Genomic DNA, 26,445 nt, shown 5'->3' with positions numbered 1-26,445 from the left:
CAGACAACACGGATTGACGATGCTCCGATACAGCCTCAGACGCCTGATCATAGGACTAGGCATGCTCGTCGCCCTGAGCATGCTGATTTTCCTGCTGCTGCGCCTGACGCCCGGCGATCCGATCGATGCCTATATCGATCCGAACCTGCCGATGTCGCCGTCGGATCTTGCCGATCTGCGCAAACGCCTCGGGCTCGACCAGCCCTTGCCCTTGCAGTATCTCGGCTGGCTGCAGCAGGCGCTGACGGGCAATCTCGGCTATTCGATCAAGCGTCTCGACCAGCCGGTTCTGGGTCTGGTGCTGTCGCGGATCGGGCCGACGGTGCTGTTGATGGGCACCGCACTTGCCTTCGCCATCGTCGTCGGCATCACCTGCGGGGTGATCGGCGCGGTGCGCCGCAATTCAGTTGCCGATCTCTCCTTGTCGGTGGTTGCCCTTGCCGGTATTTCGAGCCCGGCATTCCTCAGCGCACTGATCGGCCTTTATGTCTTCTCCGTCCGGCTACACTGGATGCCGTCGGGTGGCATGCTGACGCCCGGCGAGGAATTTTCCGTGGGCGACCTCCTCCACCATCTGATCCTGCCGGCCGCCCTTCTGTCCGTCGCGCAAGCCGCATTGATCATGCGCTATATGCGCGCTTCGCTGCTCGAAGTCCTGAACCAGGATTACGTGCGCACGGCGCGCGCCAAGGGCGTTGTCGAATTCTGGGTGATCACCAAACATGCATTGCGCAATGCGCTTCTTCCGATCATCACCCTGATCGGCTCCACCATCGGGCTTGCAATCGGCGGCGCCATCTTCATCGAGAGCGTCTTCAACTGGCCGGGCATGGGCCTTTTGCTCGTCGATTCCGTCCAGACTCGCGACTACCCGGTCATCATGGGCGCGACGCTCGTCATCGGCACTTGCGTGATCGTCGTCAATCTTCTGACCGACATCACCTATGCGGTCGTCGACCCGCGCATCAAGGTGGGCTGACCATGCTGGCACGCTCCCCCCAACACCGCAGCCCGGGACCACTTGCCCGCGCCTTCAGCCGCTTCCTGCTCAACCGCGCAGCCGTTGCCGGCGTCTGCCTCGCCGTTCCAATGCTGCTGTTGATCCTCTCTTATCCGCTTTGGTGGGTTTTCCAACCGAACGACATCGATCTTCTGGCAATGAATAGCGGCCCGACGGCAACGCACTGGTTCGGAACCGACGGCGTCGGTCGCGATGTCTTTGCGCGCGTGCTCGAAGGCGGCCGGATTTCGTTGCTGGTCGCCGTCGCTTCGACCGCACTTTCCGCCGTCATCGGCTTTCTCTTCGGGGCCGTCTCCGCGCTTGCGGGTCCGTGGGCGGACGCCGTCTCGATGCGCTTCGTCGATCTGGTGATGACCCTGCCGCCCGTCATCTTCCTGCTCGTGCTCGCCTCGATTGCCGGCACCGGCATCTGGCCGACGGTGCTGGTCATCTCGCTGCTCTCGCGGCCGCTGCTTGCGCGCATGATCCGCTCCCGGCTGCTGGAACTGCGTGAGCGCGACTTCGTCATGGCTGCCCGCGGCATGGGCGCCGGCATCGGGCATCTGCTCTTCCGCCACGGCCTGCCGAATTCGATCGATATCCTCGTGGTCTATGCGACGCTGCAGATTGCCAATGCCATCCTGCTCGAGGCGGGCCTGTCCTTCCTCGGCCTCGGCATCGCGCCGCCGGCGGCAAGCTGGGGCAACATGCTGAACGCGGCCCGCTCCACCGCCGTGCTCGAACAATATCCTTGGCAATGGCTCTTCCCCGGCGCCGCGCTGATCCTTGCCGTGCTTGCAATCAACTTCATCGGCGATGGCCTCAGAGATGCCTTCGACCCGCGTGCCGAACTGAACTGATCATCGAAAGAAGCGAAAATGACCAAATTCAAGGGTGTCGTCCCCCCCGTCGTAACACCGCTCAACCCGGATCTCACCGTCGACTATCCTTCCTATACGCGTGTGCTCGAGCATCTGATCGGCGCCGGCTGCCATGGCGTATTCGTGCTCGGCTCGACCAGCGAGGTGATCTTCCATGACGAAAAGACCCGGCAGCAAATCATCGAGCATTCCGCCAAGGTGGTGAATGGCCGCGTGCCGTTGATCGTCGGCGTCATCGATCCAACCACGGATCGGGTCATTTCCCATGCGAAGGTCGCAAAGGCCGCCGGCGCCGATGCGGTGGTGGTGACGGCACCCTTTTATACCGTCACCAGCCAGTCCGAGATCCTCGATCATTTCCGTTATGTCAGAGATGCCGTGGACGTTCCGCTGGTCGCCTACGACATTCCGGTCTGCGTTCACGTCAAGCTGCAGCGCCAGACCGTCGTCACGCTTGCGAGCGAAGGCACCATCGTCGGCCTCAAGGATTCCAGCGGCGACGACGGCAATTTCCGCTATGCACTTCTCGACCTTGCTGAACACAAGGATGTCTTCCTGATGACCGGCTCCGAGATCGTCGTCGACAACGCCCTGCTGATGGGCGCCCATGGCGTTGTCCCCGGCATCGCCAATGTCGATCCGCACGGTTATGTGCGCCTCTGGGATGCCGCCCAGCGGGGCGATTGGGTCGCCGCAAAGAAGGAACAGGAGCGTCTCTGCCGCCTCTTCGAAATCGTTTGGGTCGCACAGGGCCGCGTCAGCGGCGGCGCATCCGGCATCGGCGCCTTCAAGGCCGCTATGCAGAGCCTCGGCATCATCGATTCCGCCGTCATGCCGCGGCCGCGCGCCCCGCTCAACGATGCGGAATCGGCACGGATCGACGAGATCCTGCGCGCAACCGGCCTGCTGCACTGAGCAAGCCGATGGAACAGGCGGCCGAACCCGTACTCGACATCAGGGGATTGCGAACGATCTTCCGCATCCGCGGCGGCGAGATCACGGCGGTCAAGGATATCGACCTGAGCGTCGCCGCCGGCGAGACGCTGGCACTCGTCGGCGAATCCGGTTCGGGGAAGTCGGTCACCAGCCTGTCGGTCATGCGGCTGCTCACCCGCAACATCGGTGTGATCGCCGCAGGCAGCATCCGCCTGACGACGAGGGGCGGCGCGGTGCGGGATCTTGTCTCCCTTGATGAAGAGAGCATGCGCAGGATCAGGGGCGACGACATCGGCATGGTGTTCCAGGAGCCGATGTCGAGCCTCAATCCGGTGTTCACCATTGGCGATCAGATATCCGAACCGATCCGAATCCATCGCGGCGCAGGCCGCAAGGCGGCGATGGACGCAGCCGTCGCGCTGCTTGAAAGCGTCGGCATACCGGACGCCCGGCGTCGCGCGGGCCAATATCCGCACGAACTCTCGGGCGGCATGCGGCAGCGCGCCACCATCGCCATGGCGCTCGCCTGCGATCCGGCGCTGTTGATCGCCGACGAGCCGACGACGGCGCTCGACGTGACGATCCAGGCGCAGATTCTCGATCTGCTGCTCAAACTGCAGCGCGAGCGCGGCATGGCCATGCTCTTCGTCACCCACAATCTCGGCGTCGTTGCCGAAATCGCCCATCGTGTCGCGGTGATGTATGCCGGCCGGATCGTCGAGGAGGGGCCGGTCGGCGAGGTTTTCCGCAATCCGAAGCATCCCTACACGATGGGCCTGCTCGCCTCCATGCCGCGCCTCGGCGATGCCGCGCGGATGAAGCAGGCCGGCGAAAAGCTCGCCGCCATTCCCGGCATGGTTCCAAGCCTGATGAACATGCCGAGCGGCTGCGCCTTTTCCCCCCGTTGCAAATTCGCGATCGATGCCTGCCGCGCCGAAGTTCCCGCGCTCGAACAGGTCAATTCGCAGCGCCGCAGCCGCTGCATCCGATGGCAGGAGATCTAGATGAGCGCGCCGTTGCTTTGCGTCCGCGACCTCTCGAAACACTATACCTCCCGCGGTACGCGGCTGAACATTCTCGAGGGCATCTCCTTCGATATCGGCAAGGGTGAAGTGGTCGGGCTTGTCGGCGAATCCGGCAGCGGAAAGACCACGATCGGGCGTTCTGTCCTCCGCCTCGTCGAACCTTCATCCGGCAGCGTGCGCTTCGACGGCAATGAACTGACAGCTCTTTCCGCCTCGGCGCTTAGACGCCAGCGGCCGCGCATGCAGTATATCTTCCAGGATCCGTTCGCCAGCCTGTCGCCGCGCATGACGATCGGCGAAATCCTGACGGAGGGCCTGAAGATCCAGGGGATCGGATCGCCACGCGACAGGCTCGAACGGGCGCAAACCGCCTTGGCCCAGGTCGATCTGCCTGAAGATGCGATCAATCGATATGCGCATGAATTTTCCGGTGGCCAGCGCCAGCGCATCGGGATCGCCCGGGCCTTGACCTTGTCGCCCGAATTCATCGTCGCCGACGAGCCGGTTTCCGCACTCGACGTGTCGATCCAGGCGCAAGTGATCAACCTGCTGCGCGAACTGCAGCAGCGGCTTGGCCTTACCATGCTGTTCATCTCGCATGATCTCGCCGTCGTCGAATATATTTGCGACCGGGTGATCGTTCTCTATCTCGGCCGCATCATGGAAATCGCGCCGAGTGCTGCTCTCTATGCGCGGCCGCAACATCCCTATACGCGCGCACTGCTGTCGGCCATTCCGTCGCCCGATCCGGATGCCCGCCGTAACCGGCAGATCCTGAAAGGCGACATTCCAAGCCCGGCCAATCCACCGAGCGGATGCGTTTTTCGCACGCGCTGTCCGAGCGCGCTCGAGGCCTGCGCCAGCGCCGTTCCGCAATTGCGGGAAGTCGCACCCGGCCACCTCAAGGCCTGCATCCGCGACGACCTCGACTGATCCTTCATCCACCGGAGAAAAGCGATGAACGCCAATACGCCACATCCGGTTATCGGCGGAAACTGGGCGAGCCTGCTTTTGCCGATCGCCGCCGATGACGGCATCGAATTCGACAAGCTCGGTGAAGAGATCGATATCCTCATCGAGGCCGGCGTCGATGGGATCTATTCGAACGGCACCGCAGGCGAATTCCACAATCAGACGGAAGAGGAGTTCGACAGGATCCAGGCAACGCTCGCGGAACGCTGCAAGGCGTCCTCTATGCCGTTCGTCATCGGCGCCTGCCAGCCCGATCCGCTGATCATGCTCAATCGCGTCCACCGCGCCGCCGTGCTCGACCCCCGCGCCATTCAGGTGATCTTGCCGGACTGGTGGCCGCTCAACAATGCCGAAGCGGTCGTCTTCCTGAAACGGGTGGCCGAGGCTGCCGACGGCATTCCGCTTATCCTCTACAATCCGCCGCATGCAAAACGGGTGCTGACGCCGAAAGAGCTGGGCATGGCCTGCGCTGAGGTGCCTGAGGTGATTGGCATCAAGCTCGCCGATGGCGACGACAGCTGGTATGCCCAGGCGCGCCGGCATCTCTCCGGGCTTTTACTCTTCGTCCCCGGCCATCATCTCGCAACCGGCATCAAGGAAGGCGTCGCAGCCGGCTCCTTTTCCAATGTCGCCTGTCTCAGTCCCCGCGGTGCTCAGACCTGGACGGTGTCGATGCGAAACGATATCGACGCCGCACTTGATCTGGAACGACGCATCTGCAGGTTTATGGACGCACATATCGTCCCGTTTCGCCGGGAATTCGGCTATTCGAACGCCGCTCTCGACAAGCTTTTGAGCGCAATCGGCAATTGGGGACCCGTGGGCACCCGTTTACGGTTTCCGTATCGTTCGATCGACACGGCCGAAGCGGTCAGGTTGCGACGCATCGCACGCTCCGAACTCCCCGATCTTTTCCCCTGAGTTTGCTCGGCTGAAGCAGAGATCCCCGCGACTCCATCCCTTCAAATGATCCGTTGGCTGCTGGGCGTATCGTCGCCTTCCTGGAGTAATGACGACCGCAATTCGGTTCCCTGAGACCGGCAACTCGACCTCGGCTTGGAGGCGAGAGAAGAATTTTCTGTTGTCGCAAATGAAAAATCTGATTTACTGGGACCTCGCTGCTTTGGCTTTAAGGGGGATATTGCCGATGCTGGGGACCCGCAGGGATATTTTGCTTGGTGGTTTGGCGTTGCTTGGCGCCGGTGCGGTCGGGAAACCGGCGTTCGCCGCGGCGTCTTCCTATTTTGCCGGCACCATTGTCGACAATGGCGTGACATTCCGAGGAACCAACTTCACCAAGATCGACAAACAGTGGCGCCGCCAGGTCGTCAAATATTTCAGCAGCGAGCCAATCGGCACCGTCGTCGTGGATACCAGGCACCATTTTCTCTACGTCATCATGGAGAACAAGACCGCCATTCGCTACGGCGTCGGCGTCGGCCGCGAGGGGTTCAAATGGTTTGGCCGCGCCACGATCGATGCCAAATCGCTTTGGCCGCGCTGGACGCCGCCGCCGGAGATGCGCAAGCGCCATCCCGAACTGCCCGAATTCGTGGAGGGAGGCTCACCGAAGAACCCGCTCGGCCCGCGCGCCATGTATCTTCATCGCGATGGCGTCGACACCGGCTATCGCTTCCATGGCACGCTTGAGCCCTGGAGCATCGGCAAGGATGCCTCCAGCGGCTGTATCCGCATGTTCAACGAAGACGCCATCGACCTTTACCAGCGTTGCCCCATCGGCACGGCGGTGCAGGTTTTGCCGCATATTGCCGACCAGGCCGAAAGCGCCACTCAGGTCAGCCAGACAACCCCGGTCGAATAAGGAAGATCACCTGATGTCTGCTACAGCAGGATATACGAGGCGCCTTCTCGCCGCGGCCATGCTCCTGGCGCTTGCCGCCTGCTCCACCACAGAGACCGCCTCCCTGGAAGAACCCACTGCCGCGCCGATGACCGGCCAGACCAACGATCCGGCGCCCGGTTTCGAGAATGTCGCGGCGGGCAGCGAAGAGGATTTTATCCTCAATGTCGGCCGGCGGATCTACTTTAAGCAGGACTCCGCCGCACTCGATTCCGTCGCCATGGCAACCTTGGACAACCAGGCCAATTGGCTCAATAGGAACCCGACCTGGCTGCTCAAGCTTCAGGGATTTGCCGACGATTCCGGTTCCGCGTCGAAGATGGAGACGCTTTCGCAGAAGCGTGCCGACGCGGCGATGGCCTATCTCGCCTCGAAGGGCGTGGACGCCAAGCGCATGTGGGCCAGGGGCTACGGCAACGATCGCGAAGTCCGCGACTGCACGGAGCGCTCCTGCAAGGTGCAGAACCGGCGCGTCGTCACCAATCTCCGCACCCAGCCCGACGCGGTCTGAGCGCATGCCGAAGCGCCTCGTTTCAGAGCTGCCCGTCAGTGAAGCCACGGGTGTTGCGTCAGGAATTGTTGCGCGAGACCCAATGCGGGCCGCCTTGATGCTACGGCAATGATGTGAGATGACCGAGTCTAGATCATTCTTGCGTGAAGGGGCCGGCCACCCAGCCAGCCCCTACAATGTCAAGGCCGTTCTTAGGATCGCGTTATCGGAACTGCGATTCCGGGGCGAAGCTTGCCCAGCAGCTTTGAAAGCGTTCGCTTTCCTGCGTCTTTCGCTCTGCTGCGACGTTTCCTGATTTCGACGGCAAACGGCTTTTTCTGAGACTTCATCGACAAGCGCTCCTTAAGCCACCTGACGCTCGGCTTCAATCTGCAGAGGTGTCTGCTGAAAGGAGCCGTCTCCAATGGCGATTTTGCGGGGCTTCATCGCTTCCGGCACCTCACGCTTCAGCGCGATCACGAGAATACTGTTGGTCAATGACGCGTTCTCGACCCTGACGTGATCAGCGAGTTCGAAGCGGCGTTCAAACGCACGCCCGGCGATGCCCCGATGCAGGTATTCGCCATCCTTTTCTTCGGTCTTCTGGCCTTTTACCACAAGCACGTTCCGCTCCTGGGCGATGTCGAGGTCGCCCTCGGCGAAACCGGCAACCGCCATCTCGATGCGATAGTCGTCTTCGCTGGTCTTGACGATGTCATAGGGCGGCCAAGTCTCGAGCGTCTGCAGCCGTTGCGCATTGTTCAGGAGATTGAACACCCGGTCGAAGCCGATGCTCGACCGATAAAGGGGTGTGAAGTCAAGTTCGTTTCTCATAGCCATATCCTCCGTAAAGCAACATGGAGAGACGCGGGCAAAACCGCGTCTCCGGTCGGGTCGGCCCGCCTTTGCGCTGCCGACGAAAATCATCTGGTTTCGCGTGATTTTCGATTCAAGAGGAGGTTCAAAAAAATTTGCCTTTGTCTCGAAGGACGGTTCAGGGCCGCTTGAACGATGTTTTCCTTCACCTAAATCGGATGGTGCCTGAAGATGTCCTTCGCTTGTGTGGAAGGTTTTGGAAGACGTTCTCATGACCAGCAAAAGCACTACCACGACCATTATTGATAATGTCGTCGAGGCGCGCCTGCCTCGCACCTTCTATTCGGTGTAGTCCGCTCCGGGACTGCGGCAGCCGCCTGGTGTGCCGTCTCCGGTTCGTTATGCCGACATCCTCGTTGCGCTCAAAGCCTCGGATGGCGGGGACGGTCCGACAGACATCCTCGGGAAAGGACTTCGGCGGGCGCGTGTCTGGATGGCTTCAAGGGTTCGCGCCGTTTAAACTCAAGTGCAGCGATCAGTCGCGCTCGACTTGCTTCGTCGAGCGCGAGGCTTGTCGATGGCGACGAGCAGCCTAGCGGTTTATCTGATGAGGCTAGTCGCTTGGTGCGAAGGCGGAAGCACATAACCGGATGGCGACGGCAGGTCGATGATGAACCTGATATCCGCCGCATTCGCCGCCACGACCAGTTGGTAGTCGCCGGCTTCGGCGCGGAAGGCGCTGGCCTCGACATCGAAATAAGCGAGATCGCGCGGCAGGATCTTCATCACCGCCGTTCCGGTCTCTCCAGGCTGCAGCGAAAGCTTTGCGAAGGCGCGCAGTTCCTTGTCAGGCCGTTCCACTTTGGTCTTCGGCGAACGCACATAGAGCTGCACCAGTTCGGACCCCGCCCGTTCACCGATATTGGTCAGGTCGACGCTCACAGTGATACCTTCAGGTCCCATTTCGCCGGCCGATAGCCGCGGCTCGCCCCAGCTAAAGCGGGTATAACCAAGACCGAAGCCGAAGGGGAAGAGCGGCTCGACGGCGCGGGCATCGTGATGACGATAGCCGACGAAGACCCCTTCGGCATAACGCACATGCCCATCTTTGCCGGGATAGATGGCCGGATCATCTGAAATGGCGGAATTGTCGGCTAGCGCCTTCGGGAAGGTCTGCGGCAGGCGTCCACCCGGTTCGACATCGCCGAACAAGACATCGGCAACGGCATTGCCGAGTTCCTGGCCGGGATACCAGATCTGCAGCAGGGCGCGGACCTTGCCGAGCCAGGGCATTTCCACGGGGCCGCCAGTCTGCAGCACGACGACGGTGTTGGCGTTGGCGGCAGCCACCCGCTCGATCAGTTCCTCCTGCCTCCCTGGAAGTCGCATATCGGGCAAATCAAGCCCCTCGGTGTCCCATTCGCCGTCACGGCCGACGAAGAGAAGCGCCACATCGGCATTGCGGGCCGTCTCGACGGCAGCCTCGATATCGGCCTCGCCGAGCGGCTTTTCGACACCGAACCGAACGGCGATAAGGTTGATCCCCGCCCCGCTCGCGATTGACGGCTCATATTCGACCGCGATCTCGTAGGCCCGTTCGGCTTCGAGCGCTAGCGCGCCGCGTTGTTCGTCATTGGCGGTGCCGAAATAGTTTTCGCCGCGCGTCCAGCCATCATGGCCGTCGACCGTCAGCGCACCGTCGACGAAGAGCCGCGCCAAGCCGGCATTGATCATGCCGAAGACATGATCGCCGCTCTCCTCCGGCACGAATTGCATGGTCATCCTCGCCGAAAAATCGGCAGGGTCAAGATCGTTCGACGGCAGCTCGAACCAGAAGAACTCGCCCTTGTCGACGGTCTCGACATGAAGCGGCTGACCCTCACAGCCTCGGCCCTTGAAATATTCGACCGTGATCTTTCCCTTGAACACATCGATCAGCCGGTTGTGGCGGCAGCCGACGGCATGGCTGATGCTGTTGGCATTGGAGAGCGCGGCGCGAATGCCGTCGAGCGGGCTCACCGTATAATGCGCCGCGATCTGCGCACTGCCGCCGCCCATCACGCGCGCACTTGCCGCATTGGGGCCGATGACGGCAATGCGGTCGAGCGAGGTCTTGGCAAGCGGCAGGATGCCGTCATTCTTGAGGAGCACCGCGCCTTCCGCGCCGAGGCGCCGGATCAGCGCGCGGTCTTCCGGCAGATCGATCGCCCGCTCGGTGAGGTCGGGTTTATTCTCGAATGCGCCGACCCGCTCGAGCAGCAGCAGCATGCGCCGTGCCGCCGCCCGCACCGTGGCGGCCTCCACCTTGCCCTCACGCACGGCCGCAACCAGCTTCTCGCCGCGATCGCGCGCCGGGCCCGGCATTTCAAGATCGAGACCGGCATTGATCGTCTCTTCAGTCGAATGCGAGCCGAACCAGTCCGACATGACGATACCGTCAAAACCCCATTCCTCGCGCAGCACCTTGGTCAGCAGCCAGTGGTGCTCGCTCGTATAGGTGCCGTTGAGGCGGTTATAGGAGGACATGACGGCCATCAGGCCGGCGCGGCGCACAGCCTGTTCGAAGGGCGGCAGATAGATTTCACGCAGCGTCCGCTCGTCGATATCGGACGACATGGTCTGCCGCTCGATTTCGGATTCATTACCGGCAAAGTGCTTGATCGTCGCCGCGATCCCCTCGCGCTGAACGCCGGCGATATAGGCGACGGCCAATTCGGCGGTCAGCATCGGATCTTCGGAATAACATTCGAAATTGCGGCCGTTGAGGCCGGAACGATGGATATTCACCGTCGGCGCGAGCAGCACCGCGGCACCCTTGCTCTTTGCCTGACGCGCAAGGGCTGCGCCCATTTGGCCGACGAGGTCGGGATTCCAGGTGGCACCGAGCGCGATGCCGACGGGAAAGCAGGTCGCCTTGACGCCGGCAACCAGTGAACCGGCGCCACGCGCGCCGTTCGGGCCGTCCGTCACCTTGATCTTCGGCACGCCGAGGCGCTCGACGGGAACGGTCGTCCAGAAATCAGCGCCGGATAGCAGTGAGACCTGCTCCTCGAGCGTCATCTGGTCGAGAATGGAATCGATCATGCAAACCTCCCAAGAAATCCTTAAACCTACCGATTACTCGGTATTTTTAAGATGTCAATCGGGGAAGCCTGATGTATGGATGGAGAGCATGGGAAAACGGCCGAGGGCCCGCCGATCGGCGCTCCGGGAGGCAGATAAGAGACGATGGCAGAATTGGCAGAACAGAAGACCGGAGAGGAGAAACGACGGCGCCGATCCCGCAAAGGCGAGACCCGCCGCGCGGAAATCCTTACGGCGGCGATGCGGCGCTTTGCCGAGGATGGCTATCAAAACGCTGCGATCGCCGATATCGCCCGCGATGTCGGCCTTTCATTACCCGGGCTGCTGCACCACTTTCCCACAAAAGTCGATCTGCTGCTGGCGATCCTCGCACAACGCGATCTCGAAAGTGCTGATTTCATCGGTCATTATCGCTCTGATCTCAGCGGCCTGCTCAAGGGTATGGTCGCGATCTTCCGCCGCAACGCCGAAATGATCGAGGTCGTCAGGGCCTTCGCCATCCTGAATGCCGAAAGCCTGATGAAGGACCACCCCGCCAAAGCCTGGTTTCTGGCCCGCGCCACCCAGATGCAGACCGACGTCGCCGCGACATTCGAACGGGCGATTGCCGATGGCACGATCAACGCCAAGATCGACGGCGAGGCGATGGCGGCCGAGTTAATCGCCGTGATGGACGGCCTGCAGATGCTCTGGCTGCGCGATCCCGCTCGCTTCGATATGGTCGGCAGCATGGAAGCCTATGTTGGTCGGCTGCTGGCGAGCCTCGGTTTAGACTAAGCAATCCGTTGTGGGACGTCACCTCAGCCGATGTGGCACGAAGGGCTGGCTGCCGGCACTGCGCTTAGCCCGCGAACCCGAGCCGCATCGGTGAGCCGGTGATGGGTCCGTTGTCGGCCAGTGGATATATGTCGCAATCGCCCGGATAGAGCGCCCTAAGGAATACATTAAAATCGCAGGGTCACTTCCGGAAGGCGCTCGCCTTGCAATTCTGGAATAAAGATCCATAAATGCAAGGATGATTGAGCGCAGAATAAAAGCCAAACTCCTAGATCTTGTTGATGAGAGCCCTGCCGTTGTCGCTGCTTGGCCCTCGTCAGGTTGGCAAGACAACGCTGGCCATCGATATCGGCAAAACCCGGCCCTCCATTTATCTCGATCTGGAATCGGAGGCAGACCGGACTAAGCTGTCGGACCCGGAGCTCTATCTCGCGAGTCATGACGACAAACTGGTCATCCTCGATGAGGTTCACCGTCTGCCGAACGTGTTCCAGGGCCTGCGTGGTTTGATCGATCGCAACCGCCGAGCCGGACGGCGCGCGGGCCAGTTCCTGCTGCTCGGCTCGGCTTCCATCGATCTTCTCAAACAGGCTGGCGAAACGTTGGCCGGCCGCATCGCCTATCTTGAAATGCAGCCTGTCGACGGATTGGAAGTGTCGGCGGACAATATTGATAGTATTCAAATTATTCGCTAGCTAATTTCACCCGCGACGCAGCGGCCAGGGACCCTGTCAATTCGAAGGCTGGCGGATAAAGAGAATCGCACTCGCGAGGCCAAAGATCCGGCTGATGCCATGAGCGAGCAGCTCATTGTTGTATTCGAAAAGCCTCCGCGAGGTATGCGATGCACGCCGCCTCGTCCGCTAGCAGATCTGGTCCGCGCCACCCCGATGCATACCGACGTCGCCGCGACCTTTGAACGGGCGATCGCCGATGGCACGATCGACGCCAAGATCGAAGGCGAGGCGATGGTTGATCGCCGTGATGGACGGCCTGCAGATGCTCTGGCTGCGCGATCCCGCTCGCGTCGATATGGTCGGCAGCATGGAAGCCTATGTTGGCCGGCTGCTGGCGAGCCTCGGTTTGAAGGGCTGATGGATCATTCTTCAAAGCGCGCCAACCACGCCATGATGCGGCTTACGACCTCGCAATAGCGTTGCCCTACCAGCAAACCCGTATGTGTCGTCCCCTGAAGACCCAAGTACGCGCCGCCGATATGCCGCGCGGTCGCCCGGCCGCGACGATCATCGGCCTCAGTATTGACGGCTGCGATGACCAGGCTGGGGCAGGTGATCTTCCCGCTTTCGATGGAAATCCCCTCCGCCCCGAAATGAAAGGAAAATGCAGCGAATGCCTTTGCTGATTCCATCGACAGGTACTTCCGCTGGAATTCGATATCGTCGAGCGTTTCATCCACGCTGCCTTGCTCGCCGCGCACCGGCGCCGGCACAACGAGGCCGGGCGTTGGTGGGACAATGGTGGGATACGGCACCTCGTCATGCACTTCCCTGCAGATGCTGGAATCGATCAGCACCAGCCCGGCAATCCTAACGCTTTCCGCCAGTTTCTGGCTGAGGATCCCTCCCATGCTGAAGCCGATCACAACAGGTGGGACTGCACATTCCCCGACGATTTCTAAGATCGCCTGCCGGATGTCGGCCAGGTAATCCTCAAATTCGACCTTGGTCAAATCGACCGATCTGCTTTTGTAGTGGCCGCGCAAGTTGAGACAGTAGGAATTCCATCCAGCGGATATGAAGTGAGGAATGTACTTGCTCCACATCCAGCTTCCGGTGAAGGCGCCATGAACGAAGAGCAGAGGCGGACGGGCGAACTGTCCTGAACTGTTGTTCCCGTCAAAGACCTCCAGAAATAGGTCGTTCTCTCCGATGTATTTTGCCGTGTGCTCGGGCAATTCTTTTGCAAAGTCCCGCATGCCACTTATTCCTTTGATATTTGCAGACACCGTTCGCCGGCGGCGCATCGCGCCACATCTGCGGCTCCGAAAACAAAGGATATTTCCTACGCAATATTGAGCAATGGCTGCTTATGGCCTTACATAAAGGACAAAATTTCTCTAATCCGGTGCCTGTGTGGAAAGCCTCGCAAGCGTTTTTGCATTCGTTTACGCCGCCGAACAGCAGAGCTATGTCGGAGCAGCGCGCATCTCTGGAGTTTCGCCCTCCGCGATCGGAAAAGCGATCGCGCGTCTCGAAAGCCGGCTGAGCGTGCGGCTCTTCAACCGCACGACGCGCAGCATCAGCCTGACTGCGGAAGGAGCGGTCCTCTACGAGCGCTATAAACACATCATCGATGACATGAAGGACGCCGAGGCAACCATCTTGCAAAGCCGGGAACGCCCGACGGGACGCCTGCGGATCAGTGTTCCCCATATCGTCGGGCATCATCTTCTGATGCCGATCCTGCCCATCTTTGCCGAGCGATTTCCGGAGATCGAACTGGACATCGATTTCGAAGACAAGGTCATAGACCTCATCGCGGAGGGCCTGGATGTCGTCGTGCGCAGCGGCGAGCTTGCCGACGGACGGCTGATCGCCCGCCATCTCGGCGAACAGCATTTCGTCATTTGCGGCAGTCCCGATTATTTCGAGCGCCATGCAGGACCCGAGACGCCTGATGAACTCACTCGGCACGCCTGCATTCACTTCAAATATCCATCCAGCGGCCGCATCGCGCCATGGGCATTCCGCCCACCATATGAGCGGCTGCTTTTGCCGAGAAGCCTGACCTTCAACAATACCGACGCAGGGCTGAGAGCGGCACAGGATGGTTTGGGGCTCGCGCATCTGCCCGTCTATGTCGCAGAGCTACACATCCGAGCCGGCACTTTGACCCCCGTCCTCACCGCCTTTATGGCGCCCTTCGGCTCGCTCTCTCTCGTGTGGCCATCCAACCGTCAGCTTTCACCGAAAGTCCGGACTTTCGTGGATTTCGTGGTCGAAAACTTTGCGGCCCGATCCTGCGCGTTTCGACCGGCGTCAAACGCCTCAAAGTGATCCACAACGGCGCTCCAACGGCTGGTCGAATACTGGCGCCGAGGCGGATCACTACGCCTCGGCGTAGATGGCGTCAGGCCTTCTGCAACTTCCAGGTCAGGATCTCAAATGGCATGATGTCGGCAGGACCTCTCCGCTCCATCGGCTCTTCGAGAATGTTGAGCGGCTGCGATGCCCTCCATCCCGAGGGCAGGGCAAGGGATAGGCGGCCGCGCCGGCCGGCCGGTTCGTAAAGACGCAGTATGAGGCCGTCGCCCTCTTCCGCCGGTTTCAGGCCAGAAAAGGCGACGGGAGTACCGTTGACGGCGAGCGGCGCGAAAGCGCCCGTGGAAAGGCCCTTGGCTTCCGCCGCGACAAGCGGCTGATTGAGATCGATCGCCTCATCAAGCACGCCGCCTTCATGCCAGGCGCCTTCATGCGGCATCAGCGCATAGGTGAAGCTCTGCTCGCCTTCGTCGGCCAGCGGATCCGGATAGATCGGCCCGCGCACCAGGCTCATGCCGATCACATTGCCGCGGGCGCTATGGCCGTATTTGGCATTGTTGAGGAGCGCAACGCCGAAACCCGGCTCGCTGAAATCGACGAATCGATGGGCGACAGCCTCGAACATTGCCTGCTCCCAGGAAGTGTTCGTGTGCGTTGCCCGCTCGACGATGCCGAAGGCGCATTCGAACGTCGCCTTTCGGGCTCTGACATCGACCGGGTTCAGGGTGCGCAGCAGGGTGCGGCGGTCATGCCAGTCGATCGTCGTCTCGATGTCGAGCCGGCGGGCGTTGGCACTGAGCACATAGGTCTGCGTGACGCTCGAATTACGGTATCGATGGACGACGCGGATCGCCGCGCGGTGCGGGCCGCTTTCGATGAGAGAGATGCTTTCCGGCGCCTCGAGACGGATGGCCTTTTCGTCATAATCGGCATCGATATCCCAGGCGTCCCAATTGCGCGGCTTGTCGGCCGGATAGACCCAGAGCTGGTTTGCCGAACCGTCGACCGCTTCACGGCCCGTCGCCTTGTGAATCAGGCTGGCAACCGCCCCGTCCTTTCCGATCACGACGCTCAGATGGTCGTTTTCGAGGCGGTCGGGGCTTGCGTTCAATCCGCCCGCCGGCTGCAGCGCCTGCCTGTCGAAGACCGCAACGGACAGAGGGGCGACGATATCGGCGGCCGCAACTACCGTGCCGTCGGCAAGTGTGGCGCTCACAGGCCGCGGCGCAAGCGAGGGATTGACGATAACAAGCGCATCGGCAACTCCACCCTTCGGCAGATTGGCCGACAGCGCCTGCAATACGCTTGCCTGCTCGGCCTTGGCATGATCGATGACCCCGCCCAGTTCCTGCTCCGCATCCTGATAGACTTCGCGGATGCTCGATCCCGGCAGGATGTCGTGGAACTCATTCTTCAGCACCACGCGCCAGTCCGCTTCGAGGCTTTTCGGTTTTTCGGCGCCAAGCATATGGGCAAGACACCCGATGGTCTCAGTAGTGATCAGCGCACGCTCCGCCTGGCGGTGCTTGCGCTTGACGCCGCTTTGCGACGTCAGCGTCGCTCGGTGCAGTTCGAGATAGATTTCGCCGTCCCAGACCGGAAGGTTCTTTTCCCCAGCGGTCTGATGAGCCTTTTCGTAGAAGCTTTTGACCGTGCCCCAGCGCGCCTGCGGGATGGCGGGGAAATCGCGCAGCTGCACTTCGCGCTCCACCATCTCCGGCGTCACACCGCCGCCGCCGTCGCCGTAACCGACGGCTAGAAGCGAGGTGTCATGCTGCACCTTGCCGCGGAAATTCTTCCATGTCGGCACATAGCAGTCGGCCTGCACAAAGCCGTTATAACCCTGCATCGGATTGTCGAAGGTGTGGGTCAGCACCTGGCTGCCGTCGAGGCCCCGCCACCAGAAGAGGTCGGAAGGAATATGATTGGTCTCGCTCCAATTGACCTTGATGGTGAAGAAGCTGTCGATGCCGCCCTGTCTCAAGATCTGCGGCAGCGCACCGGAGAAACCGAAGCAATCCGGCAGCCAGCACACGGTATGGCGCGTGCCGAAGGTCTTTTCGAAATAGCGTTGGCCATAAAGAATCTGTCGGACGAGGCTTTCGCCGGTCGGCATGTTGGTGTCAGGCTCCACCCACATGCCGCCGACGGTTTCCCACTTTCCTTCCGCGACCTTCTCTTTGATGCGTTCCAGAAGCTTCGGGTCTTCCTCTTCCATCTGTGCGTAATAATGGGCGGTCGACTGATTGAAGCGGAAATCGTCGGAGCGCTCCATCAGTGACAGCGCCGTGTTGAAGGTGCGCCGCATCTTGCGCCGCGTCTCGCGATAAGGCCAAAGCCAGGCGAGGTCGATATGGGCATGACCGGTCAGCAGCAATTCGCCGTTCGGCGGAAAGCGCTTCTGCAGTTCCTTCAGCCGCGCTGTCAGCGCTTCGAAGGCCGTGTCAGCCGAGGCGCTCTGCTCATCCGTCAAGCCCGCCGGATTTGCCTGAAGCTCCGGCAACTCCCAGATCTTCTGTTGCATCACGGCGCCGGAGGTGCGGGAGATGTAAGCCGCCGTATCCGACGGCCAATCGAGGCTGCGTAATGTTTGCTCGGCAGCCTCCATCAAATGAGGCACGACTTCATGCTCGCCCAGCACATCGATCGCCTCGGCAACCTGCTTCAGCAGAAGATGCAGGCGATGGGCCGGGCGGTCGAGCAAGATGAACCGGGCCCTGTTCAGCCGCGGCGCCCGGTTCGGCTCGCCGAACGGAAAGCGGGCGACGCTTTCCGTCATAATCTTGAAGCGGCGACCAATGACCGGGAATTCCTGGTGATAGGGATCGAGACCGAATGTCTCCGTGTCGCCGCCGGGATAGCTCAGCGTGATCAGGCTTTCGCCGCCGAGATCGAGCTGCAGGCGGATATCCTCGAGCGGCCAAGCATCCGGCGCCTCGGCCCTTACGGCAAAATGCACGACACCCTGGCGATGCGGCCAATCCTGAAGATGACCGATCGGCTCACCCTCGAATGTCCATCCATCGATCACAGAACTTTGCCGATCCCGCCAATGCGCCACCTCGGCGATGCGGACTTTCAGGCGATCGAGGCGTTGGGCAACGGTGAGAGGCATGGCTTATCCTATTGAAAATCAGCGAGAGATGATCCGCAGTCATGACTATGGGAGATGAAGATGGTGCGACATATTGCGAAGCGGCCCTCCTCCCAGCGGTCCTGCCGATGCTTAGATTAAGTAACTTTGATTTGCAGTCAAGGCCAGGAAGTCAAAGCCATCCGGGCCGATCATGACTTGGAAGGCTCTTATCAGACTCACACGTTAGGACAACGGTTACGCACTCGTCACGGCGAACGCGCTCATAGAGCTCGTCGCGAAGCATCTGGCAAAAATCGAGCGTGAGATTCTTCTCATTGACGCCACGCCCCGCAAGCCGTACTCGGCATCGCGTTTTGCGATGTCGCGCACCGTTTTCGCCGCGATTCCGACATTGGGAGGATATCGCCCAACCTGGTGCACTTTGACGCGGCCGCGATCCAGTCGGTAGGCAGGCGCGAGATTAAGGATCGCCGGATGGCTGGAAACTCGTTTGATTAGATTTTCGATCTGAGCAGCGTGGTTCTCTATCGGCATCAGGACGTAAGTCGCATCGAAGCAGCTCATCTTCAACACAATCAGATTGCGCGACGAGATTGGCACCTGTTGCAACCGCAATCATGTTGCGGCCATTGGCATCCATCATAATCGCAGCGGAGCCAATGGGTTCTGTCGATCGAACCACGCGGCTAATATCGACCTCGCCCCTAGATCCTGGAGGGCGATGGGGGCCATGGCGCGTCACCGACCGCCCCGTCATGACGACCTTTGCGCCATCGCGCAGCTCGCAACGTCCGGCTGGCCCCTTCCCTCCAGCCTCGGTTCGCGAGTAACGGGCAAGATTCTGAGATGCGTGAGCGGTAAAGCGTCGTCGACTCCCATGGCAAAGAGGGTAGGCGGCATGGTCTGGTTGCGCCATGCTGACGAAACCGCGCCCCGTGTGGAGACACAGCCCCAATTCACCCCTCCGTCACGGGATACGAGCCAAAAGCTCTCACCCCCATTTCTCAAGGCATTGAGAAAACAGCCCTTACGGCGCGAGCTAAATGCTGGCGCCGAAGTTCTTGCTGTCGTGCGTTCCGAAATGGCTTGGCTTCGCACAATTGATCTGCACATTGAACTCGACGATACCTTCACCTTCTAAACTTATTACGAAATCATTACGGCAAAGTGGTCGAGAGCTCCATTAGGGGCGGGGTTTAGTCGAACATCTTTTTGATCGTAGCGATTGGAATGAACATCCGCATCGGGTTTGTCGGCAGAGGCTGGAAGCCGTACTCTCTGTAAAGCTTTAGTCGTCTTTCGGTTCGCTCTGTATCACCGCAATCCAGAACATCAAGCATGACGATTGCCGTACCTATTTCATCCGAAATACGCGCTATTCGTGTCAAGCAGTCGATCAGCAGGTCGCCGCCATATCCCTCACCAGCGAATTTCAAGTCGCGGCCGATCATTGAGATGTAGGCCGCGGGAATTGACCCATGACCGGGCCGGTCGCGCGCGAACCTTTTCGGGAGATCTGTAAAGTCAATAGCGTGACTATTGATTGCGTAGAAGCCCATCACCGGGCCTCCGTCTTGCGTCATCACGAAAACACGAAGATTGTCGCCCTTCTGAAGCTTGTTTGCAGTCTTTTGAAAGAAGTTGTCTACCTGCTCAATACCGCAAGAAAAAGCCGCCCGATCATGTTTTGAGGGATCGAGCGGCTCGATGATTGGCTTTGGCGCTTCGTTTTGCGGCATTATTTTGAAACGACAGCCTCGCTGTGACGCTTGAAAGCAGCCTTAAGGCTATCTGTCGGCTCTGGCGGGTTGTCCAGTGCAGCAAAAAACGCAGCATGATCGGCTGGCTGTAAAAGGGTCCGTTCATGAGCGGCAATCGTCGTCATAGCGGATTGATAAGCAGCGTTGATCGTAAAAGCAGAGTCGTCTACACCGGACAGCGCAGCAGCGCGTTGGATTGCCGCCTTGATGCGGGCCTTTGTACGGAAGCCCATACGTGCGTCGTTTGGTTCATCGATTTCGGCAGTCATGTCCTTGAAAGCAAGCATACTCGCCTCCTATTCTGGTGTAACAGTGTGGCTATCTGTACGTCCAAATGACGTACCCGTCAAGTTGATGTATGGATTTTGTACGTCGGGTGTGCGTACTGGCACGAAACGTTGCGCAACGTCCTTGGTTCCTGCAGGCACATCTTGGTGAACGCCACCGGCTCATCGTCGGTTGAGGCACGCCCGTCGAGATACCGAACGTACTAGCTAAGTCAGTCAACGCTGCATTTACGGTTTGCGCGGATAGGACTGTCTGTTGGGCGAGCTGTCCGGCGGTCAAAAACGGATTTGCTGGAAAAGGTCATGGATGAACCGCGAAGGCACGAATGCCCGCACCCATTCGTCCGCAACGGACGTCTCGACGAAGCGGCCACGCTGATTAGGTTCGGAGTCAGACATCGCGCGAGTACGGTTTTGAGCCGCTATTTAAACCCCGTGCACTTTATTTAAATAAGGAGGGCGCTAAGATAAGCCCTCTTAAATAATCTCCCGCTTCGATCTTGCGGCTGAGAGGAATTGAACCGCGCACCCATTCGTTTGCCCGAAGCATCACTGAAAATTCCTGCTCTTGATCTTCAACGTATCGATATGGAGATCTGGCAGGAACAGATCCCTGGCCCGAACCCCTGGAGGCGCTTTTTCGCGTGAATCCGGGCTGCCGGGTGAGCCATGGGCGAACTCATCGCCGCGACCAGTCGGCGGATGGAATGCGCCGTCGCGCCCGGCAAGACCCGACAGATCGGCCGAGAGATCGAATAGCTGCTGGGCGACGAGGTGAACCACTTCCCCTTCCCGCTGGATCCGACCGTTGATCGCCATCATGCTGGCGCCGAGCACCACGGGGCGCGAGCGCTCGAACAGTTTTGGCCAGACGACGACATTGGCAATACCAGTCTCGTCTTCGATAGTGATGAACATCACGCCCTTCGCCGACCCCGGTCGTTGCCGCACCAGCACCAGGCCGGCCGCCATCAGCCATTGCCCGTCACGCGCCGTCATTGCCTCGGCACAGGCGACGATCCGGCGTTTGGTCAAGCCGCCCCGCAGGAATTGCAACGGGTGCTGCCGGAGTGTCATGCCGGTATGGCTGTAATCCTCGACGACGTTGTGCCCTTCGGTCATCTGCCGCAGTTCGACCTCCGGCTCCTGCTGCTCGGCAATCGCCCGCGCCTCGCGTTCCGCCGCGGCGGTGAATAGCGGCAGAGGCTCGTCGCGCAGCGCCTTGATCGCCCAGAGTGCATCCCTTCGCTCGAGCTGAAATGAGGGCAGGAAGGCATCGGCTTCGGCAAGCTCGACGAGAGAGGCAACCGGCACCCCGGACCGCCGCCAGATGTCGTCCACCGAGGTGAAGGGTTCGTCGGCGCGCGCGGCGACGATACGCGCCGCGTCGGCGGTCGCCAATCCCCGCACCAGGCGCATGCCGAGCCGCACCGCATGCCGGCCGGTACTCTCCACCTCCTCGAGCGTGCAGTCCCAGCGCGAGCGGTTGATACAGATCGGGCGGATTTCCACGCCGTGCTTCCTGGCATCGGCGACAATTTGCGCCGGGGCGTAAAAGCCCATGGGCTGCGAGTTTAAGAGCGCCGCGCAGAAGACGTCGGGAAAATGGCACTTCAAATAGTTGGAGGCGTAGGCAATCAGCGCGAAGGATGCGGCATGGCTTTCGGGGAACCCGTAGGAGCCAAAACCCTCCAGTTGCTTGAATGTCTTTTCGGCGAACTCTCTTGGATAGCCGTTCCGGACCATCCCCGATACGAGCTTGTCCTGGAATCGCGAGACCCCGCCGGTAAACTTGAAGGTGGCCATGGATTTCCGAAGTTGGTCGGCCTCGCCGCCGGTGAACCCCGCACAGACCATCGCCACCTTCATCGCCGATTCCTGAAACAATGGCACGCCCAAGGTCTTGTGAAGGACCGCCTCCAGTTCGGGTGTCGGGTACTCCACCTTCTCCTTGCCTTCGCGCCGGCGGAGATAGGGATGGACCATGTCGCCCTGGATCGGCCCGGGGCGGACGATCGCCACCTGGATGACGAGGTCGTAGAAGGTGTTCGGTTTCATGCGCGGCAGCATCGACATCTGGGCGCGGCTTTCGATCTGAAACGTCCCCAAGGTGTCGGCCTTTTGGATCATCGCATAGGTCGGGGGATCCTCCTGCGGGATCGCCGCGAGATCGAGATCCTGATGTTTGTGCTCGCCGATGAAGGCGAAGGCCTTGGCCATACAGGTCAGCATGCCGAGCGCCAGGACATCGACCTTCATCATTTTGAGCGCCTCGACGTCATCCTTGTCCCATTCGATGACCTGGCGGTCGACCATCGCCGCCGGTTCGATCGGCACCAGGTGGTCCAGCCTGTCGCGGGTCAGAACGAAGCCGCCGGGATGCTGGCCGAGATGCCGCGGCGCTCCCATCAGCTGCTGGGCAAGTGTAAGCGTTAAAGCGAGACGTCTGTCCTCGGGATTGAGGCCGAGGCCGCGTACTTGGCTCTCGCCGACCGTTTCCGACCAGGACCAGATGCCGGAGGAAAGCGCCTTGATCAGATCCTCGGGCAGATCCAACGCCTTGCCGACGTCCCGAATGGCGCCCTTGGCGCGGTAGCGTGTGACCGTCGAGCAAAGTGCAGCCTTGTTATGGCCGTAGGTCGTGTAGATCCACTGGATCACCTCCTCCCGCCGCTCATGCTCGAAGTCGACATCGATGTCGGGCGGCTCGTCGCGCTCCTGGGAGACGAACCTTTCGAAGAGAAGGTCATTTGTTTCGGGGTCGATCGAGGTAATGCCGAGCACGTAACAAACCGCGGAATTGGCTGCAGATCCCCTGCCCTGGCAAAGAATGCCCTGCGACCGGGCATAACGGACTATGGAGAACACCGTCAAAAAGTAGGGAGCGTATTTCATCGTCTCGATCAGAGCGAGTTCGTGGCGGATCGTCTTTTCGACATGTGCCGGCAGCCCTTCCGGGTAGCGCGTCTTGACGCCCTCCCAGGTGTAGTGCTCCAGCGACTGTTGCGCCGTCATGCCGGGGATCAGCGCTTCTTCCGGGTACTGATAGATCAGCTCCTCGAGCGAGAACCTGCAGCGCTCGACGATTTCCATGGTTCGCTCCAGCGCTTCCGGGTAACGCGGGAACAGGCGCGCCATTTCTTCCGGCGGCTTCAGAAAGCGATCGGCATGCCGCTCGCGCTCGAAGCCGACATCGTCGATGGTGGTGCCGGTGCGGATGCAGGTGACGACATCCTGCAACTGCCGCCGGCCGGGCTCATGAAACAGCACGTCGTTGGTGACCACGCTCTTTACCCGATGCTTCACCGCCAGGTTCGACAGCTCATGCAGCCGCAGCTGATCGTTCGGACGGCGGCGCAGACAGAGCGAGACATAAGCGCGATCACCAAACACCTCGGCCATCTTCCTCAGCTGCACGGCGCAGGTCTCGTCCGGCATGTCCGGAACCAGCACACCAATCAATCCCTCCGAGTAAAGTGCCACATCATCGAGGTGCAGGATGCATTTGGCTTTCCCGCCCCGGCCTTTGCCGAGCGTCAACAGCCTTGTCAGCCGGGAATAGGCGGCGCGATCTGTGGGATAGACGAGGATCGACATGCCGTCAGCCAAATCAAGCCGGCAGCCGACGACCAGTCGCAGGCCGGTGGCGCGCGACGCCTCCAGCGCCCGGACAATACCGGCCAGGCTATTGCGGTCGACGATGCCGAGCGCTTCGATACCCATCAGCTTTGCGCTCGCAAACAGCTCTTGCGCCGAGCTGGCGCCCCTGAGGAAGGAGAAATGCGTGGTGACCTGCAGTTCGGCGTAGCGCATCACGCAAACACCCCGTGCAGAAACCATTTGCGCGATCCGGTGTTCGCCTCGACGCCGTCACCGGAGCGGAAAATCCAGAAGCGTTCACCGGCATCGTCCTCGACGACAAAATAATCGCGAACGGCGGCCCATTCGGAGCTGCGTTGCCACCATTCGCCAAAAATCCGCTCCGGGCCATCGGCGCGCTTCACCCGGCGCCGCTTGCCGCGCCAGGTGAATGAGACCGGCGGATGATCGGGCAGAAGCGCAATCACCTCAATCGCTTCCGGATGCGGCAGCAGCCGGGACGGCCTCGGCCAATGGAGCGGCCAGGTGGCGCCATCCTCGTCGGCAGTCGGCGCGATGCGCTGCACGCTGCGCTCCGGCACGTCGCTTGCCACTGGCGTGACACGGAAAATCCGCTGGCCGCCGCGATTCCCAAGCACGTCGATCAGCGGCGTCACATCGGTCACCTGCTCTTCGATCAGGGAGGAGGCAGACTGCACGTCGACGAGCGGTTCGACAATAATGGCGGCCAGGCTCAATTTCTCGATGCCGAAGCCAGGCTCTATCTTCTCGATCCGATCGCGGAAGAGTTTTGTCAGCCAGGCGATGTCTCGCACCGGCTTGGCAGTGCCCGCCCGAAGCGATTGAAGCGTGTTGTCGACGCGATGGACGATAAGGTCGGCACGCCGTACGCCCAGTCCCCGCTTCTCGAGCTCCAGGCAGAGCTGCCGCACCAGCCGGCTGACGTACTTCTCGATCGTTTCCGGTGCCCCGATCGGCTCGGCGAAGGATTTTTGGACCTCGATGAGATCCGCCGTCCGGATCGGATCGATCGGCTCGGCAAGCCGGCCGAACATCTGGTCGAGGCGCCTTCCGACCTCCGGCCCGAAACGCAGGGTCAGGGGCGCCCGCGGCGTGGCCGCCAGATCGCCGACGGTGGCGAAACCGAGTATGCGGAGGCTTGCGACGATCTCGGCAGGCAGGCGCAATGACGACAGCGGCAGATGGTGCACGGCTTTGGCCGTCCCGCCGCGGCCGATGATGATCGTCTCGCGATCCGTGGACCGGGCAAGTGCATGCGCCGCGCCCCAGGTGTCGGCGATCGCCGCTCGCGCTGTGAGACCGCGGGCACGGAAGCGATTGACCAGACCTGATAGCATCAAATCTTCGCCACCCTGAAGATGGTCAGCGCCTTCGGTATCCATGACGAGGCCGTCGGGAGGATCCATGGCAACCACGGGGGAGTATTGCGACAAGGCCCAGAGCGTCAGCCGTTCGAGCGCTGCGAGGTCGGCGGCCGGATCGGCATCGATCATCACCAGGCCCTGAACCAGCGCCTGCGCCTTGGCGGCCGGCATACCGATACGAAGGCCAAGTTTGAGCGCTGCCCGGTCGGCCGCGGCAATCCATCGCTTCGAGCCGCTCCTCGCGATTACCACGAGGGGGGTGTCAGGAGAGAGCGAAGGATCGGCCCGCCTGATCCTGTCGATCGGCAAGGTCGGAAGAAAGACAGATACGACCCTGGGCATCACATGCTCCGATAATAAATTCTCCTCCCTCGCCTGATCTCACCCGCATCAGCTCCGCCAGCCAGCGTGCGCGGCCGACGCCCGGCACCGGGAGCGGCTCGGACGGCAGAACCGAGATCCTCCAGCGGGTTGCCGCAGCGGTCGGCATGCCGAAGTCGGAGGCTTCGGTCTGGCGTCGCCAGCGGCGGATCACCAGGCCCAATGTGCCGGACTTTTCCGCTGCGAGCTGCAGCCGGCGCGATGCCGTCATCGGCAGGCGCACCAGTTCGGCGACGACGGCGCCGAGACCGCCATAACGCAACGCCTCTTCGAAACTGGCTAGCACCGTCTCTTCCTTGTCGCACTCGACGAAGATGACGCGGTCGGGGTGAAGCCCGACCTGGGCGAGCGCTGGAAAGAACAGATCAAAGCGGGTGAGGCACCAGACCACCTTGCCGGTGGTGCGGGCGGCGATGCCGCCGATGAAAAGGGCCGCGGCCGCGCCGTTGATCACGCCGTTTCCGCCGCCAGCGACTTCATGCAGCGCGCCATGGGCCAAACCTCCTCCCGGCAGCTGCGCATCGATCTCGCCAATCCCGAACGGCAGGACGCTGCGATTGCGCGAACCTGCTCCTTCCAGGCTGGCGATTTTCTCGCGCAGCTCGTCGAGAACGGCGTTCGAAGTGGCAACGGCTGTAGTCATGATCTCCTTTACGGCAAACCGTTTTTAACTTGAAAAGAGGTGACATATGTTCTGTATTTGTTCTCAAAGCGAAAACGAGTCAATGCGCGCTTAGCACGCGCAAGTTGAGCGCGCGGCGGGCGCGAAGGATTCCATGAACGGATTCAAATCGATGGACCGATTAGGAATTTTTTTCGCATGCCGCGACGGGCGCCTTAGAACGATCTAGGACCTAGCGGCAGCGCCTGTGGCTTACCTTGATCAATAGACTGCGCGATCGCTGTGGCGAGCTGAGCGGCAAGCAAAAGGCTGGCATATTGAATATATTTCCCGTTTGGCGGGTAACCCGATGGAAGTCGCTGAGGTCAAGCCCGTCGAGCGCGCGCAGGGGTTGGAAGACGCCAGGTCTGCCGCAGCCCACAAAAACAAGTTTTGATCTCCTGCCCTGTGAGGTATTCATCACAGATCC

Annotated in this window: 21 protein-coding genes and 1 pseudogene; 12 read left to right on the top strand and 10 right to left on the bottom strand. The window is 60.9% G+C overall.

Annotated features, from left to right (window positions below):
- Window positions 1–19: 19 nt before the first annotated feature.
- The 8 genes from RLEG4DRAFT_RS04495 (at window position 20) to RLEG4DRAFT_RS04460 (ending at window position 7,186) form a co-directional block, all read left to right on the top strand.
- The gene (locus RLEG4DRAFT_RS04495; protein ID WP_003575561.1) at window positions 20–979 is read left to right on the top strand and encodes an ABC transporter permease; all 960 of its coding nucleotides are present in this window, start codon (window positions 20–22) and stop codon (window positions 977–979) included.
- A 2-nt stretch (window positions 980–981) separates the two neighbouring features.
- Complete coding sequence (locus RLEG4DRAFT_RS04490) at window positions 982–1,860, top strand: ABC transporter permease (protein ID WP_003575559.1); 879 nt, start codon at window positions 982–984, stop codon at window positions 1,858–1,860.
- Window positions 1,861–1,878: 18 nt separating this feature from the next.
- Complete coding sequence (locus tag RLEG4DRAFT_RS04485) at window positions 1,879–2,796, top strand: dihydrodipicolinate synthase family protein (RefSeq protein WP_003575557.1); 918 nt, start codon at window positions 1,879–1,881, stop codon at window positions 2,794–2,796.
- An 8-nt stretch (window positions 2,797–2,804) separates the two neighbouring features.
- The gene (locus RLEG4DRAFT_RS04480) at window positions 2,805–3,821 is read left to right on the top strand and encodes an ABC transporter ATP-binding protein (RefSeq protein ID WP_003575555.1); all 1,017 of its coding nucleotides are present in this window, start codon (window positions 2,805–2,807) and stop codon (window positions 3,819–3,821) included.
- On the top strand, window positions 3,822–4,775 hold the full coding sequence (locus tag RLEG4DRAFT_RS04475; RefSeq protein WP_003575552.1) for an ABC transporter ATP-binding protein: 954 nt from the start codon (window positions 3,822–3,824) through the stop codon (window positions 4,773–4,775). It begins immediately after the preceding gene.
- Between the two features lie 24 nt (window positions 4,776–4,799).
- Window positions 4,800–5,735 (top strand): dihydrodipicolinate synthase family protein, encoded by a 936-nt coding sequence (locus RLEG4DRAFT_RS04470; protein ID WP_003575549.1) that lies wholly within the window; start codon window positions 4,800–4,802, stop codon window positions 5,733–5,735.
- A 226-nt stretch (window positions 5,736–5,961) separates the two neighbouring features.
- On the top strand, window positions 5,962–6,636 hold the full coding sequence (locus RLEG4DRAFT_RS04465) for a L,D-transpeptidase (RefSeq protein WP_003575547.1): 675 nt from the start codon (window positions 5,962–5,964) through the stop codon (window positions 6,634–6,636).
- 13 nt (window positions 6,637–6,649) lie between these two features.
- Window positions 6,650–7,186, top strand: a complete 537-nt coding sequence (locus RLEG4DRAFT_RS04460) for an OmpA family protein (RefSeq protein WP_003575545.1) — start codon at window positions 6,650–6,652, stop codon at window positions 7,184–7,186.
- A gap of 342 nt (window positions 7,187–7,528) precedes the next feature.
- Here the strand turns inward: RLEG4DRAFT_RS04460 and RLEG4DRAFT_RS04455 are convergent, their stop codons facing one another.
- Window positions 7,529–7,999 carry an Hsp20 family protein gene (locus RLEG4DRAFT_RS04455; protein ID WP_003575544.1) on the bottom strand — a complete coding sequence of 157 codons (471 nt, stop codon included), beginning with the start codon at window positions 7,997–7,999 and terminating at the stop codon, window positions 7,529–7,531.
- Between the two features lie 582 nt (window positions 8,000–8,581).
- A complete protein-coding gene (locus RLEG4DRAFT_RS04450) occupies window positions 8,582–11,065 on the bottom strand; it encodes a glycoside hydrolase family 3 C-terminal domain-containing protein (protein WP_003575542.1) in 2,484 nt (827 codons plus the stop codon).
- A gap of 144 nt (window positions 11,066–11,209) precedes the next feature.
- On the opposite strand from RLEG4DRAFT_RS04450, the gene RLEG4DRAFT_RS04445 reads away from it, so the two are divergent.
- The 3 genes and pseudogenes from RLEG4DRAFT_RS04445 to RLEG4DRAFT_RS04435 all read left to right on the top strand — a co-directional run.
- A complete protein-coding gene (locus tag RLEG4DRAFT_RS04445; RefSeq protein WP_003575540.1) occupies window positions 11,210–11,842 on the top strand; it encodes a TetR/AcrR family transcriptional regulator in 633 nt (210 codons plus the stop codon).
- A 281-nt stretch (window positions 11,843–12,123) separates the two neighbouring features.
- Window positions 12,124–12,537: an AAA family ATPase gene (locus RLEG4DRAFT_RS04440; RefSeq protein ID WP_245277929.1), complete on the top strand. Its 414-nt coding sequence runs from the start codon at window positions 12,124–12,126 to the stop codon at window positions 12,535–12,537.
- Between the two features lie 177 nt (window positions 12,538–12,714).
- Window positions 12,715–12,937: pseudogene (locus RLEG4DRAFT_RS04435) on the top strand (TetR family transcriptional regulator); the annotation flags it as partial.
- Between the two features lie 4 nt (window positions 12,938–12,941).
- On the opposite strand, the gene RLEG4DRAFT_RS04430 reads toward RLEG4DRAFT_RS04435, so the two are convergent.
- On the bottom strand, window positions 12,942–13,778 hold the full coding sequence (locus tag RLEG4DRAFT_RS04430; RefSeq protein WP_003575537.1) for an alpha/beta hydrolase family protein: 837 nt from the start codon (window positions 13,776–13,778) through the stop codon (window positions 12,942–12,944).
- Between the two features lie 157 nt (window positions 13,779–13,935).
- Between RLEG4DRAFT_RS04430 and RLEG4DRAFT_RS04425 the strand changes: the two genes are divergently transcribed.
- Window positions 13,936–14,859 (top strand): LysR family transcriptional regulator, encoded by a 924-nt coding sequence (locus RLEG4DRAFT_RS04425; RefSeq protein WP_003575536.1) that lies wholly within the window; start codon window positions 13,936–13,938, stop codon window positions 14,857–14,859.
- Between the two features lie 73 nt (window positions 14,860–14,932).
- Here the strand turns inward: RLEG4DRAFT_RS04425 and RLEG4DRAFT_RS04420 are convergent, their stop codons facing one another.
- The 7 genes from RLEG4DRAFT_RS04420 to RLEG4DRAFT_RS04385 all read right to left on the bottom strand — a co-directional run bounded on the left by RLEG4DRAFT_RS04420 (window position 14,933) and on the right by RLEG4DRAFT_RS04385 (window position 25,997).
- On the bottom strand, window positions 14,933–17,959 hold the full coding sequence (locus RLEG4DRAFT_RS04420) for an alpha-mannosidase (RefSeq protein WP_003575534.1): 3,027 nt from the start codon (window positions 17,957–17,959) through the stop codon (window positions 14,933–14,935).
- A gap of 216 nt (window positions 17,960–18,175) precedes the next feature.
- Complete coding sequence (locus tag RLEG4DRAFT_RS04415; protein WP_037093238.1) at window positions 18,176–18,556, bottom strand: hypothetical protein; 381 nt, start codon at window positions 18,554–18,556, stop codon at window positions 18,176–18,178.
- Between the two features lie 581 nt (window positions 18,557–19,137).
- Entirely contained in the window at window positions 19,138–19,680 is a 543-nt protein-coding gene (locus RLEG4DRAFT_RS04405) for a hypothetical protein (RefSeq protein WP_003575531.1), read from the bottom strand.
- The gene (locus tag RLEG4DRAFT_RS04400; protein WP_003575529.1) at window positions 19,680–19,988 is read right to left on the bottom strand and encodes a DUF1778 domain-containing protein; all 309 of its coding nucleotides are present in this window, start codon (window positions 19,986–19,988) and stop codon (window positions 19,680–19,682) included. The genes RLEG4DRAFT_RS04405 and RLEG4DRAFT_RS04400 overlap by 1 nt, the downstream gene beginning before the upstream one ends.
- Before the next feature lie 549 nt (window positions 19,989–20,537).
- Window positions 20,538–23,801: an error-prone DNA polymerase gene (locus RLEG4DRAFT_RS04395; RefSeq protein ID WP_003575527.1), complete on the bottom strand. Its 3,264-nt coding sequence runs from the start codon at window positions 23,799–23,801 to the stop codon at window positions 20,538–20,540.
- On the bottom strand, window positions 23,801–25,315 hold the full coding sequence (locus RLEG4DRAFT_RS04390) for a Y-family DNA polymerase (RefSeq protein WP_085061878.1): 1,515 nt from the start codon (window positions 25,313–25,315) through the stop codon (window positions 23,801–23,803). Before RLEG4DRAFT_RS04390 ends, RLEG4DRAFT_RS04395 begins: the two co-directional genes overlap by 1 nt.
- Window positions 25,236–25,997, bottom strand: a complete 762-nt coding sequence (locus tag RLEG4DRAFT_RS04385; protein WP_003575521.1) for an ImuA family protein — start codon at window positions 25,995–25,997, stop codon at window positions 25,236–25,238. The genes RLEG4DRAFT_RS04390 and RLEG4DRAFT_RS04385 overlap by 80 nt, the downstream gene beginning before the upstream one ends.
- Between the last annotated feature and the right edge of the window lie 448 nt (window positions 25,998–26,445).

The sequence above is a fragment of the Rhizobium leguminosarum bv. trifolii WSM2297 genome, assembly GCF_000271845.1.
The sequence above is the reverse complement of the archived record's forward strand: the minus strand, read 5'-3'. Positions and strand labels throughout refer to the sequence as shown.

Bases quoted from the DNA above. Each gene is read 5' to 3' on its own strand.
- RLEG4DRAFT_RS04495 (WP_003575561.1), top strand. From the start codon at position 20: ATGCTCCGATACAGCCTCAGACGCCTGATCATAGGACTAGGCATGCTC.
- RLEG4DRAFT_RS04490 (WP_003575559.1), top strand. From the start codon at position 982: ATGCTGGCACGCTCCCCCCAACACCGCAGCCCGGGACCACTTGCCCGC.
- RLEG4DRAFT_RS04485 (WP_003575557.1), top strand. From the start codon at position 1,879: ATGACCAAATTCAAGGGTGTCGTCCCCCCCGTCGTAACACCGCTCAAC.
- RLEG4DRAFT_RS04480 (WP_003575555.1), top strand. From the start codon at position 2,805: ATGGAACAGGCGGCCGAACCCGTACTCGACATCAGGGGATTGCGAACG.
- RLEG4DRAFT_RS04475 (WP_003575552.1), top strand. From the start codon at position 3,822: ATGAGCGCGCCGTTGCTTTGCGTCCGCGACCTCTCGAAACACTATACC.
- RLEG4DRAFT_RS04470 (WP_003575549.1), top strand. From the start codon at position 4,800: ATGAACGCCAATACGCCACATCCGGTTATCGGCGGAAACTGGGCGAGC.
- RLEG4DRAFT_RS04465 (WP_003575547.1), top strand. From the start codon at position 5,962: ATGCTGGGGACCCGCAGGGATATTTTGCTTGGTGGTTTGGCGTTGCTT.
- RLEG4DRAFT_RS04460 (WP_003575545.1), top strand. From the start codon at position 6,650: ATGTCTGCTACAGCAGGATATACGAGGCGCCTTCTCGCCGCGGCCATG.
- RLEG4DRAFT_RS04455 (WP_003575544.1), bottom strand. From the start codon at position 7,999: ATGAGAAACGAACTTGACTTCACACCCCTTTATCGGTCGAGCATCGGC.
- RLEG4DRAFT_RS04450 (WP_003575542.1), bottom strand. From the start codon at position 11,065: ATGATCGATTCCATTCTCGACCAGATGACGCTCGAGGAGCAGGTCTCA.
- RLEG4DRAFT_RS04445 (WP_003575540.1), top strand. From the start codon at position 11,210: ATGGCAGAATTGGCAGAACAGAAGACCGGAGAGGAGAAACGACGGCGC.
- RLEG4DRAFT_RS04440 (WP_245277929.1), top strand. From the start codon at position 12,124: ATGAGAGCCCTGCCGTTGTCGCTGCTTGGCCCTCGTCAGGTTGGCAAG.
- RLEG4DRAFT_RS04430 (WP_003575537.1), bottom strand. From the start codon at position 13,778: ATGCGGGACTTTGCAAAAGAATTGCCCGAGCACACGGCAAAATACATC.
- RLEG4DRAFT_RS04420 (WP_003575534.1), bottom strand. From the start codon at position 17,959: ATGCCTCTCACCGTTGCCCAACGCCTCGATCGCCTGAAAGTCCGCATC.
- RLEG4DRAFT_RS04405 (WP_003575531.1), bottom strand. From the start codon at position 19,680: ATGCCGCAAAACGAAGCGCCAAAGCCAATCATCGAGCCGCTCGATCCC.
- RLEG4DRAFT_RS04400 (WP_003575529.1), bottom strand. From the start codon at position 19,988: ATGCTTGCTTTCAAGGACATGACTGCCGAAATCGATGAACCAAACGAC.
- RLEG4DRAFT_RS04395 (WP_003575527.1), bottom strand. From the start codon at position 23,801: ATGCGCTACGCCGAACTGCAGGTCACCACGCATTTCTCCTTCCTCAGG.
- RLEG4DRAFT_RS04390 (WP_085061878.1), bottom strand. From the start codon at position 25,315: ATGCCCAGGGTCGTATCTGTCTTTCTTCCGACCTTGCCGATCGACAGG.
- RLEG4DRAFT_RS04385 (WP_003575521.1), bottom strand. From the start codon at position 25,997: ATGACTACAGCCGTTGCCACTTCGAACGCCGTTCTCGACGAGCTGCGC.